Source organism: Psychroflexus sp. S27, assembly GCF_002810405.1.
Classification (GTDB): Bacteria; Bacteroidota; Bacteroidia; order Flavobacteriales; family Flavobacteriaceae; genus Psychroflexus; species Psychroflexus halocasei_A.
This window is the reverse complement of sequence record NZ_NEXQ01000019.1, coordinates 190,782-203,804: the sequence shown is the minus strand read 5'-3', so window position 1 is coordinate 203,804 and position 13,023 is coordinate 190,782. Positions and strand designations below refer to the sequence as shown.

The window sequence follows — 13,023 nt, the reverse complement described above, 5'->3', positions numbered from 1 at the left end:
TTGAAACAAATGTCTAACAACACAAAGCCTACTGAAAATCAAGAGAAAGACTCACAAGAAAATTCTCAAGAAACGACTCAAGATCAACAAGCTAATTCTCCTCAAGAAGATTCTACGGAAGAAAATACTGATGTAGAAAACGAAGCCGAAGCTTCTTCATCAACTGAAGAAAAAGAAGATGAGCATCATAAAGAAATTGAAGATGCAAATGCTGAGGAAAGTGAAGATGTTGATAATGCAAGTCGTCATCAAATCTTGATGAAAGATTACGAGGCTATGTCTATCGACGAACTCGTTTTGGAATTAAACAGTTTGCTTAAAAGCGAAAAAGTTCAAAATATTCGTGATCACGTTAATCAGATTAAAACTGAATTTGACAAAAAGTTCAATGAAATTATTGAAGAGAAAAAAGAAGAATTTGTAGAAGAAGGCGGAAACGTCATTGACTTTCATTACTCTTCACCTATCAAGAAAAAATTCTATCAAACATATTTTGATTACCGTGAAAAAAGAGATAAATATTACTCTCAACTCAAGAAGAACCTCAACGAAAATCTTAAAGTTCGTTTAGGTATTATTGAGGAACTCAAAAACATGATTGGCTCTGGAGAAAGCATGTCTGCAAGCTTTCAAGAGTTTAAGAAAATACAAGAACGTTGGCAAAATGCGGGTTCTGTTCCTAAAGCAGATTACTCTACATTATGGAACAATTACCACCATCACGTTGAGCGTTTTTACGACTTTTTACACTTAGATAGAGAGTTTAGAGATCTTGACTTCAAGCATAATTTAGATCAGAAACTAAAACTTATCACAAGAGCTGAAGAGCTTGCTGATGAAGAGGATATCAATCGTGCGTTTAGAGAATTACAACTTCTACATAAAATGTGGAAAGAAGAACTTGGCCCAGTCGCTAGAGAATATCGTGAAGATATCTGGCAAAAATTTAGTGAAGCCACCAAGAAAATTCATGATAAACGCAATCAACATTTCGAAGAGCTAGATAAAGATCGTGAAAAGAATCTTGATGTTAAAAACGACATTATTGCTCAAATTCAAAAAATAGCAAATAAAGATGTCAGCACTCATAATGACGCGCAACAGAAAATTAAAAACGTTGAAAAACTAAGAGAGTTATTTTTCAAATCAGGAAAAGTGCCGCGTAAAGATAATGAAGCAACCTGGGATGCTTTCAAAACTGGAACTCGCGAATTTAATAGAAAGAAAAATCGTTTTTATAAAGACTTAAAGAAAGAGCAATACGAAAATCTTAAAAAGAAAGAAGAATTAATCAAGGTTGCTCAAGAACATAAAGACAGTGAAGACTTCAAGAAGACAACGCCTATCATGAAAAAAATCCAGGAAGATTGGAAGAAAATCGGGCACGTGCCTCGAAAAGATTCTGATAAAATCTGGAAAGAATTTAAGGCGGCTTGTAATCATTATTTCGATAAATATCACAGTCAGAAAAAAGAGGAAAACAAAGAAGAGTTTGAAGCTTTTAACCAGAAAAAAGATTTAGTCAATGAACTTAAAGCATTAAAACTTGAAGGCTCAGATGAAGAAAAACTTGAAGTTATTAAGCAATTCATTGAAAAATGGAATCAGCTTGGTTTTGTACCTCAGCACAAAAGATATATTGAAGGAAAATTTAATCGTGCGCTTGATCAAATTTTCAAAACAGTTGATATCAGCCGAAAAGATGCTGAATTGATGAAGTATCAAAATAAGCTTCAAGATCTTGATGAAGCGACTGATACGAAGAAAATTAAGCGTGAAGAGTCTTTCTTAAGAAAGAAAATTGACGAGACAAAATCGGAGATTAACCAATTAGAAAATAACCTCCAATTCTTCTCAACAGCAAATAAAGAAAATCCTTTGGTTAAAGATGTTTACACCAAAATTGAAAAAAGAAAAGAAGATCTCGACATGTGGAAAACTAAATTAGATCAAATCAGGAAACTTTAAGCGCAACACATGTCTGTTTCAGATGATATTTTAAGCTTGACTCTTGCCTGTCCTTTGTGCAATAGTCAAGCTTCTTTTTTTACAAAATCTAAACACAAGCAAATCTATTTTAGATGTGAGCATTGTGCGTCAGTTTTTATGCGTCCTGATGATTACGTTAACTCAAATGATGAGCAAAAGCGCTATGAAACACATAATAACGATGTGACAGATCTGCGATACCAAAGATTTGTTTCTCCGATCACAAAAGCTATTGAAAATGAATTTTCAGAGCATCATCAGGGTTTAGATTATGGTTGTGGAACTGGCCCAGTGGCGACTTACGTATTAAAACAAAAAGGCTATAAACACATCAAACTTTATGATCCTTTCTTTCATGATAAGCCAGAAGTCTTAGAAAATCAATATGATTTCATTATCTGTTGTGAAGTGATGGAGCATTTCTACAACCCAAAAGCTGAGTTTAAAAAACTGCGACAAATGCTAAAACCCAAAGGTCAACTTTTGTGTAAAACAAGTTTGTTTCTTGAAAAAAACAATCAAAAAGATTTCGAGAACTGGCATTATAAAGATGATGAAACTCACGTCTTTTTTTACAGTGAAAAAAGTCTTGAGTACATCAAAAATGAAATGAATTTCAAATCAGTTGAGTTCGATCAGAAATTAATTCGTTTTATTCTTTAAAATATTTTTTGAGCAATTCCATCGCTCGATCTTCTTCAAATAAACGCGGAAATAAACTTTGACTTAAAAGCACATAACTTGTGTGCAGTTGCAATGCTTTCTCTAAAAGTTGGAAAGAATCTTCTTGTCTTCCTTTATAATAATATAAACCAGCTTTTCTATAAATAAGTTTAAAGTCATCTGGAAAAAAGTCCAAAGCTTCACTTATTGTTAATAAAGCTGCATCTAATTGATTCATTTCAGCGAGCAAATCTATTCGAGTAATCCATGTTTCGTATTCATAGTTACCCAACTCAAGACAGCGACCTAAAGCATGCATGCTTTCTTCTTTTCTGCCAAGTTCATTAGAGATAAAAGCTAATTGCTTCCAATACAAAACATTTTCTTCATCAATATTAATCGCTTTTGTGATGTGATAGTAAGCTTTATCATAAGCGTTTTCTTTAGCATAGAAATCTGATAAAACCAACCAAACTTTATCCATCAAAGGATCTTCATGAATGGCTTGCTTATAATTCTTAAGCGCTTTCTTTCTATCATTTAAAGCCTCGTAACATTTACCAATTCTTAAATAAACAAATGCAGTAGGATCATCAAGTTGCAAAGTCAATTGATAAATAGAAATGGCTTCTTTGTATTTTTTAAGTCGCTCAAGAACTTTTGCTTTTTCAATGTAAGCTCCAACAAAATATTCATCAGAAATAATCGCATAATCAAAAGCTTCAGTGGCTTTATGATAATCTTGGTTTTCAAAATGCAATTTCCCCATTTGATGCCAAGCGATTTCCGAGTAAGGATTTTCGTTAATAAACTCCTTTAAAAACTGAATAGCTTCTGCTTTTTGGTCTAAAAAATCAAAGCAATAAATCACGTTATACAAAGCTGTGTAATCGGATTTATCAAGCTTAACACATTCGATATAAGATTCTTTGGCTAAAGTGAAATTTTCCAAAAACAAATACTCCATTCCTAACATTGAATGAATTTCAACAGGTTCAGAGGCAAATTTTAAAGCGTCCTTTAAAACCGAAATAGCTTCATGATGTTGATCTAATTTAGACAACACATTTGCAATCATGATATAGATTTCTTCATTATGAGGCTCGATTGATTTCAGCTCAAATAATAAGTTATTTGCTTCCTCTAAACGATTTTCAAGAATAAGTAGTTCTGCTTTCAAAGAAAGTAAATTAACAGCAATGGGATGCTGATCAAGACCTAACTTTAAAGCCTTTTTAGCTAAAGTCATCTTGCCAGTATCCATGTAGTGACCAACGATATTTTCGAACTCAGCGAGATCAAAAAACAAAATTTCATTTGTCTTGAGCATCGTCTCAAATTTATCAATCGGAAAATTAAAATCCTCGTGTTGAAATGGATCTAACTTCATTCTAAAAAATTTTTGTCAAGATAAGTTTCTTTAAAGAATTCACATCTGCTTTCGCTAAAATCTTATCAACAATCTATGTAAGATTAGTTTTTATTTTATCTAATATACCAATAATAATGCGACATCCTTTCTCTATCTCTTCATTTGATATCGTTAGAGGTGGTGAAATTCTGACTGCTTTTTTTTCATAAAGCAACCAAAACAAAATAAGATTATTCTTTTTAGCCTCAAGAACAAGTTGATTAGCCATGTCTTCACTTTTGCAAATAACGCCAATCATCATGCCCTTGCCTCTCACCTCTTCGATTAAATCGTGTTTTAAAAGCTTTCTAAACAGTTTTTCTTTTTCTAATGTTTCAGCAATAAGGTTGCTATTTAATAACTCTTGTAAAGTTGCTAAAGCTGCAGAAGCAATAACAGGATTTCCTCCAAAAGTTGTGATATGACTCATTTTAGGATGATCGCTCAATTGATCCATTAACTCAGATGAAGCCACAAATCCGCCAATTGGCATACCAGAGGCCATCGCTTTGCCAATCACTAATATATCTGGCACAATGCCATAATATTCAAAACTAAAGAGCTTTCCTGTTCGTCCAAAGCCTGGTTGAATTTCATCCAATATCAATAAAGCGCCTACCTCTTCACAGCGTTTTTTTACTTTTCGTAAATAATTATTTCGAGGTTCAATAAAGCCTGCGCCTCCTTGAATTGTTTCTAAAATAACAGCAGCAGTTTCTTCAGTAATTTGATTTAACTCATCGACAGCATTAAAGTTAATATGTCGAATTTCAGGAATCAAAGGTCTAAAAGGTGCGATACGTTCTTCATAATCCATCAAACTTAAAGCACCAAAAGAATTACCATGATAGCAATTTTTAGCAGCGATGATTTCTTGACGTCCAGTTGCGCGTCTCGCTAACTTCATGGAAGCGTCAATGGCTTCTGTTCCGCTATTCACTAAGTATGTTTTTGATAAAGGTTTAGGTAAATTCTCAGCGAGTAATTTCGCAAACTCAACAGCAGGTTTTTGAACATATTCTCCATAAACCATCACATGCATATAGCGATCGAGCTGATCTTTAATCGCAGAGATTATTTTAGGGTTTGAATGTCCCAAACCACAAGCCGATACGCCGGCTACAAAATCTAAATGTGCTTCGCCGTCTGTTGTGTATATGTAACTTCCCTTTGCATAATCAACCTCCAAACCCAATGGATGTGGTGTTGTTTGCGCTTGGAATTTTTTAAAATCTGTTTGCATTATTCCGACTTTAATTTGTCTTTTTTATCTTTTGCTTCTCGCAATGAAGATTTTTCATTAATCTTAAATTCAGTTGGTTTTTCTTCTTCCTCTTCAGGATCTTCTATCCCTTGAATTTCAGTTTTTTTGTAAGTTTTACGATTGGTAAACAAATCAGATTTTTGGTAAAGTCGTTCGTCTCCTCGCCATAAAAATCCTTTTAGTTTTCTGGCATTTGGCGGAAAATCATCTTCAGGATAAGTTTTATCTTCAGGTTGGTTGTAATAATAAATATCTGTCACTTCACGATTTTCTAACAACATCTTTATTTTTGCAGCAAGAGATTTATTTATTCCAAAAAGCTCACCATCATCTTCACGAACGTAATAAATCGTTTCCGTGTTTTTAATCACATTTACCTCGTAAATTTCATTGTCTTCAAATAAACCATATAAATATTGTCCTTTCACTTGGTTATAGCCGTCGATACTGTCTTTTTGAATCATGAAACTATTGTCAAAAACTTTTAAAGAATCTAATTTTTCAGTTTCTGTGTTTGATATCAATTCAATTGTATCGCCTGTGATTTGATTATCAAAAGACCACAAAACAGGATTACCAATCATTTTTGTCAAACCAGTTTTTTCATTGGTATGAAGTGAATCAGACTTTCCATTGAGGTCAGATTTATAAATCCTAACATCATAGAAAGCGCTGATGTCTCTATCTGTTTCTTTTCCTTTTAAAATTAAAGTATCACTTGCTATAAAAAGAGAATCTTGTTTCGCATCGCCTTCTTGTAAGGTCGCAACGTGAGGTAAACCAGTCACAATTAATGAATCTTTATCCCTAAAAACTTCAGCAAATTGACCATACAAAGTTGATGCATTCACTGTGTCAATCACTTTAATATCATTTGTGGCTGCCGCATAATTTTTATTTCGATTGAAATAAATACTGTCACCATAAAGATCTCGATTTTCATATTCTACATGTGAATTTCTTACAAAATAACCTTCATCTGCTCGTGTATCATAAAAACCTCTCTCACAGTAAACCGTGCTGGTTTCTCCCTCAATAGTTGAAGGCCCATATAAATATGCATGTGCAGATTTTGTGTAAAAATCGATATGCTCAGAGTGAATAATATATTCAGGATGCGTCACAACAACATCTTGACGGAAACTATACTTTTCTTTTTCCATAAAGTAAGTTCCGCGCTGACTTGTAATTGTGCTTAGAGAATCTCTCACTTTTCCACCGCTTCTGTAAAAAGCTTCTTGTTTTTGACGATCAAAAAACAATGAATCTGTTGAAAGTTGGTTATCTGGTGTTCTTAAACTGACTTTATCACTGGCGAAAGCAAATTTTGAATTCCCATCATATTCAGCATATTTACTGTTCATTTTAATGGTATCACCTTGATTCATTTTCACATTTCCGTAAGCTTTAAAGAAATTATCTTTTTGATAAAACAAAGCTTGGTCGCACCAAACTTCAATGCCTTCGTGCTTAAAGTAAACTTGATTTGTCACTTTATTAAAGATAACAGCATCAGGATATTTTTCTTCATCCAAATTAGTTCTGTCACTTTCGTAATAAATATCTTTTGTTTGCGAAAAAAGAAACGCGGGAAAAATGAATAAAAGGTATATGAATCTTTTCAAGAAATATAATTTTCGACAAAATTAAACATAAATTGCTTCTCATGCTTTCATTCAATAAGTATTATGACTCCATTAATAAATTCTTTAACATTTCATGTCAAATTAAATTGATTATTTTGAAAAAAATTATCGTAGTTTTGCTGTGATGAAAATTTTATTTATCTACATATTGAGTTTTCTTTCATTGTCACAATCACTTATATTGACAAGCACAAACTTGTATAATATCAATGAGCTTTATAAACACTATCAGTTGCATAAAGCAGAGTTCAATGATAATGTTTACGATTTTTTGGATGAACATTTTGGAATAGATAGACAATCTCACGCTGATAATCACGGCCACTCTGACCATGAAAATTTACCTTTTAAGGAGTGTCAATTTCATACACATAATCACAATTTAGCATTACCCAATTTAGATTTCGATTTTAAATTAATTTTTAAACATTACAAACCAGAACTCAACGTCGCTTATATCAAGCATTTTGATTCTGCTGAGCTTTCCAAAATACTACAACCTCCTCGCATGATTTAATTAAATATTGTTTTAAACAAGATTTTTAATTAAATACTTATACACATGTTATCTAAAATTATTGATTTTAGTTTGAAGTCCAAATACTTCATTCTATTATTAACAGCTTTTATAGTGGGTTTTGGACTATTTTCCCTCACAAAAATTTCCATTGGCGCTGTTCCAGATATTACCAACAACCAAATTCAGGTTATTACAACCTCAAGGCATTTATCAACTGCTGATGTTGAGCAATTCATCACCTACCCTATTGAGTTAGAGATGTCCAACTTACCTGGCGTAACTGAAATTCGTTCTGTCAGTAAATTCGGACTTTCTGTTGTGACTATTGTCTTCGATGATGATATGGGAACCTACTTACCTCGACAATTAATTGCAGAAAAAATTAATGCGGCAAAGGAAAAAATTCCTGAAGAATTTGGTTCACCAGAAATGGGACCAATTACAACTGGCCTTGGAGAAATTTATCAATATACTTTAGAAGTTGAAGAAGAACACCAAGGCAAATACTCAGTAATGGAGTTAAGAAGTATTCAGGATTGGATTGTGAAACGTCAACTTTCAGGAATTCCTGGCGTTGTTGAGATTAATACCTGGGGAGGCTATCTTAAAGAATATGAAGTTGCCATTAATACTGAAAAACTCGATGCTTTTGATATTAGCATTGATAAGGTGTTTACAGCTTTAGAAAAAAACAACTCTGTTGCAGGCGGTAGCTATATCGAGCGTAACAATCAGGCGTATTTTATACGTGGTGAAGGCTTGGTTAAAAGTCTTGATGATATCAGAAACATCAGTGTCGAAAACAGAAATGGCAATCCTATTTACATCAGTGATATTGCTAAGGTTGGGTACGGGCACGCCAGAAGATTTGGCGCTATTACAGGAAACGGAGAAGGTGAAAAAATTCTCGGTCAAGTGATGATGCTTAAAGATGCTGATGCCAATACAGTTATTAATGATGTCAAAGAACGTCTCAATTCAATTGAAAAATCTTTACCTGAAGGTGTTCACATCAACGGGTTTTTAGATAGAAGTGAATTAATTAGCAGAACAACTTCTACAATTTCAGAAAATTTATTGATCGGATTATTTGTTGTCGCATTTATCGTGATTTTATTAATCGGTGATTTACGCTCTGGACTTATAATCTCCTCTGTTATTCCATTAAGTTTCCTCATAGCGATTAGCTTGATGTATATCTTTAATATCGATGCAAACCTCATGAGTATGGGGGCGCTTGACTTCGGGATTATCATTGATGGTGCCGTCATTATTGTGGAGTTTGTCGCTTTTAAAATGATGATGAAACATAAAGATTTTAATAAATTAAACTCTGAAGAATTCAAAAATCTTAAAGACAAACTAACTCGTTCTGGCGCTTCTAGAATGATGAATTCAGCCATATTCGGACAATTGATTATTCTGATTGTTTTTATACCTATTCTAACACTTTCAGGCGTTGAAGGAAAAATGTTTAGACCTATGGCGTTAACTTTTAGTTTCGCCCTACTTGGTGCTATGTTTTTATGTTTTACATGGATTCCTGTTGCATGCAGTCTATTTCTAAAACCTAAAAAAGAAAATAAATCAACTTTCTCTTATAAAATTATCAATAGCACAAAGCGTGGATATTTGCCCGTTCTTAAATGGTCTTTGGATCATCCACGTATAATAATTGGTTCAGCTGTTCTTTTAATTGGTATTGGTGCTTTTACTTTTTCCAAAATGGGAAGCGAATTTGTTCCCACTCTAGACGAAGGTGATTTTGTGATTCAGCCCGTCTTAAAAACAGGTAAATCTCTCGAAAGCACCATTGAAAGAACGACAGAAATAGAACAAATCTTACTCAATAAATTCCCTGAAGTCACGCAAGTTGTCAGTAAAATTGGTGCTGCAGAAGTCCCAACTGATCCGATGTCAATGCAAGACTCTGATATCATTATTAGACTAAAACCCCAAAAAGAATGGGAATCAGCATCAACAAAAGATGAGTTAGCTGATAGAATGAAAGAAGAACTTAGCATTATACCAGGTATGGAAATCCAGTTTACGCAACCTATCAAAATGCGTTTTAATGAATTGGTAAGCGGTGTTCAAACTGATATTGCAGTTAAAATTTTCGGCGAAGATCTTAATGTTTTAGCTCAAAAAGGAAACGAAGCAAGGGCGCTCATTTCATCTATTGAAGGTGCCGCTGACATCAGTGTCGAAAAGATAGTTGGTTTACCTGAAATGACTGTTAATTTTAAACGTGAAAAAATTTCTCGTTACGGTCTCAACATCGAAGATATTAATATGATGCTTGCCGCAGGTTTTGCAGGTAAACAAGTCGGTGTTGTTTTTGAAGGAGAGAAACGTTTTGACCTTGTTGTCAGGTTAGATGAAAGCAAAAGACAAGATATTGATGATGTCAGAAATTTAATGATTGACACACCAAACTCTGGTAAAATTCCTTTAAGCGAAGTCGCTGATATTCAGCTTCAAAAAGGCCCAGCACAAATTTCAAGGGACGAAACAAAAAGACGTGTTGTTGTAGGTGTTAACGTAAGAAACCGTGACCTTAAATCGGTGGTGACAGATATCCAAAATACACTTAATGCAGATTTAAATCTTCCTGTTGGTTATAGCTTGACCTATGGCGGTGAATTTAAAAATTTAGAAAGTGCTACAAGACATCTCCTTATTGTCGTGCCTATTGTTCTTGTACTAATATATCTTATGCTTTTATTCGCATTAAAAAAACACCGTGATGCCTTATTGATCTTTACGGCAATACCTTTTGCTTCCATCGGCGGTATTTTCCTTTTATGGTTACGTGATATGCCTTTCAGTATTTCTGCAGGTGTTGGTTTTATTGCGCTTTTTGGAATTGCAGTTCTTAACGGAATTATTCTCGCAGAATATTTTAAAGATCTTAAAGAGAGCAAACATCGTTTAACTAAAGATGACATTACAAAAGCGACTTTAGATCGTTTACGTGCTGTTCTATTAACAGCCAGTTCAACAGCTTTAGGTTTTTTACCAATGGCTTTATCAACAGGAGCTGGTGCTGAAGTGCAAAGACCTTTATCTACTGTTGTTATTGGCGGTCTTATCACTTCAACAATTCTAACTTTAATTGTTTTACCTGTTTTATATATGATTGTAGAAAATAAAATAAATAAACCGAAAATTTCTAAATCAGCTTTAAGCATTGTTATTTTTATTATTTGCAGCTTTTCAGCTTATTCGCAAGAGTCAGAAATCGAAAGATTAAAAAATCAGATGCTTCTGAATAATCAAGGTTTAAAAGCTCAAACACTTTTAGCTGAGTCAGAAAAGATGAATGAAGGCAATGCATTTAAGTTTGACAAAACAAATTTGAGTTTCGGATATGATAACTTGGAAGTTGATCCAGTCAAAGGTGAACCTATGATGAAATATGGAGTTTCTCAAGATTTTAAATTCCCTACTTTATACGGAACCCAAAAACGTTTATTGAAAACGAAAACATTATATGCTGAAACACAAACTCAACTTTCAGAGATTGTCCAAACGAAAGCACTTTATATCGCTTATCAAGATTATTTGGCAGCAACTGAAAAACTGAATATCTATAAACAATTAGATAGTGTTTACAGAGACTTTGCCTATATGGCAAAACGTAAATTTGAAGAAGGCGAATCGACATATTTAGAGAAAATCACCGCAAAATCTAAGCAACAACAAATTGAAGTCCAACGCAATAACATGATGCAAGAACTCGATAATGCAATTTTAGGTTTAAAGCAAATTGTACAAGCCGAAGAACTCAATCTCAATGGGGGAAAACTTTCTAGATTGACCTTAGATTTGAATCAAATAGAGAATAATCCTGGTTTAGAGCTACAAAAAATTAATACTAAAATCAGTGAACGAGAAGCTGCTTTAGCCAAAAATGAGCTTCTTCCTGACATTAGTTTAGGCTACTCAATAAAAACCAATTCAAACATTTCAACAAATTATGATATTTATGAAATTGGCTTAAAGGTGCCATTATTATTCTTCGGAAATCGATCAGACATCAAAGCAAAAAAACATAAACAAATTGCGGCACAAGCCAATGAAGCTCAAGCCAAATTAGATTTTGAGAGTCAAAAAGAAAAGCTTTTGAACATTTATAAAACACAAAAAAAGAGTTTAGATAACTTTGAGGAAAACCAATTACTTGTCGCTGATCAAATAATTGAAAGTTCTCAATCAAGCTTCAAAAACGGGGAGATTGATTTCTTTAGATATGTGCAAAGTATTGAAAATGCACAAGACATCAAATTAGCATATATTGAATTGATCAGAGCTTATAATACAAGCGTTATCCAACTTAATTACTTCACCTTAAACTATTAATCATGAAAAATTTAAAATTTTTATATATACTATTTATCATCATTGCAGGATGTACTTCCTCTGAATCAAATCAAAATTCGGATGAGAAAAATGAAGATAATCTTTCGCATAATGATGAACATATTGAGGTTTCTCAAACGCAATTTGAAACAGCAAATTTCGAACTTGGCAAAGCTGATTCTTTAAGCTTTTCCAATAAAGTTAGCGTTAGAGGTTCAATTGATGTCCCACCAAAAAACAAAGCGTCTGTGTCAACCTTTTTTGAAGGTTATGTTTCAGAAACATCGCTTTTAATCGGTGACATGGTCGATAAAGGCGATGTTTTAGCCGAGCTTTCTAATCCGGATTATATTACAATTCAACAAGACTATATTGAAAACAATGCCAGATTAGAGTTTTTAGAATCTGAATTTCAGCGCAAGAAAAATCTATATGATGATCAAGTTATTTCACAAAAGGTTTTTCAAGAAACACGTAGTCTTTATAAAGCTGCTCAGGCAAAAGACAATGCTTTGAAGAAAAAAATTCAGCTGATGAATTTAAGTTCAAAAAGAATTTTAGATGGACATTTTTCTGAGAAAATAAAAATCTATTCGCCTATTTCTGGAAAAATCTCTAAAATGTTTATCTCTCAAGGAACTTATGTAGCTAAATCTGAACCGATGATGGAAATTATCGATACTGATCACGTGCATTTAGAATTGAAAGTTTTTGAGAAAGATCTCAATTTCATAAAATCAGATCAAGCTGTAGAATTTCAAATTCCTGAAATTTCAGATAGTATTTATGAAGGCTACGTGAGGTTAATCGGTGCTGAAATCGAGAGTGACAGAAGCATCAAGGTTCATGCACATCCTAAAGATGAATCTGAACGATTTAAGGTTGGGATGTTTGTAAAAGCTTCATTTAATAAAAAAACCAAAAAACAACTTGCCTTACCCGAATCAGCCTTTGCTGATTTAGATGGACATACTTATGTTTTAAAGTTAAAGCAACAAGACGGTGATCATTATGTTTTTGAAAAAATAGAAGTTGAGAAAACTGAACAACAAAATTCATTTAAACCTTTAATCACATCCGCTGAAATTGATATGAATACAGTCTTTTTAACAAAAGGAACATTCGATTTATTGACTGGAGATTCAGCTGGACATTCGCATTAATA

8 protein-coding genes are annotated in these 13,023 nt (G+C 33.3%); 5 read left to right on the top strand and 3 right to left on the bottom strand.

The window, feature by feature from the left end; genetic code table 11:
* Window positions 1-9 precede the first annotated feature (9 nt).
* A complete protein-coding gene (locus tag CAP47_RS03650; protein WP_100775420.1) occupies window positions 10-1,968 on the top strand; it encodes a DUF349 domain-containing protein in 1,959 nt (652 codons plus the stop codon).
* Window positions 1,969-1,977: 9 nt separating this feature from the next.
* Window positions 1,978-2,652, top strand: coding sequence for a class I SAM-dependent methyltransferase (locus CAP47_RS03645; RefSeq protein WP_100775419.1), 675 nt, complete (start codon window positions 1,978-1,980; stop codon window positions 2,650-2,652).
* Here CAP47_RS03645 and CAP47_RS03640 read toward each other — a convergent pair.
* The 3 genes from CAP47_RS03640 to CAP47_RS03630 all read right to left on the bottom strand — a co-directional run bounded on the left by CAP47_RS03640 (window position 2,642) and on the right by CAP47_RS03630 (window position 6,952).
* Window positions 2,642-4,042 carry a tetratricopeptide repeat protein gene (locus CAP47_RS03640; protein WP_100775418.1) on the bottom strand — a complete coding sequence of 467 codons (1,401 nt, stop codon included), beginning with the start codon at window positions 4,040-4,042 and terminating at the stop codon, window positions 2,642-2,644. The genes CAP47_RS03645 and CAP47_RS03640 overlap by 11 nt on opposite strands.
* 73 nt (window positions 4,043-4,115) lie before the next feature.
* Window positions 4,116-5,306, bottom strand: coding sequence for an aspartate aminotransferase family protein (locus CAP47_RS03635; protein ID WP_100775417.1), 1,191 nt, complete (start codon window positions 5,304-5,306; stop codon window positions 4,116-4,118).
* Window positions 5,306-6,952: an OstA-like protein gene (locus tag CAP47_RS03630; RefSeq protein WP_100775416.1), complete on the bottom strand. Its 1,647-nt coding sequence runs from the start codon at window positions 6,950-6,952 to the stop codon at window positions 5,306-5,308. The genes CAP47_RS03635 and CAP47_RS03630 overlap by 1 nt, the downstream gene beginning before the upstream one ends.
* Window positions 6,953-7,205: 253 nt before the next feature.
* Between CAP47_RS03630 and CAP47_RS03625 the strand changes: the two genes are divergently transcribed.
* The 3 genes from CAP47_RS03625 to CAP47_RS03615 are packed head-to-tail and all read left to right on the top strand — an operon-like array spanning window position 7,206 to window position 13,021.
* Entirely contained in the window at window positions 7,206-7,490 is a 285-nt protein-coding gene (locus CAP47_RS03625; RefSeq protein ID WP_153043484.1) for a hypothetical protein, read from the top strand.
* Window positions 7,491-7,535: 45 nt separating this feature from the next.
* Window positions 7,536-11,858 (top strand): CusA/CzcA family heavy metal efflux RND transporter, encoded by a 4,323-nt coding sequence (locus tag CAP47_RS03620; RefSeq protein WP_100775414.1) that lies wholly within the window; start codon window positions 7,536-7,538, stop codon window positions 11,856-11,858.
* A 2-nt stretch (window positions 11,859-11,860) separates the two neighbouring features.
* Window positions 11,861-13,021, top strand: coding sequence for an efflux RND transporter periplasmic adaptor subunit (locus CAP47_RS03615; RefSeq protein WP_100775413.1), 1,161 nt, complete (start codon window positions 11,861-11,863; stop codon window positions 13,019-13,021).
* Window positions 13,022-13,023 lie beyond the last annotated feature (2 nt).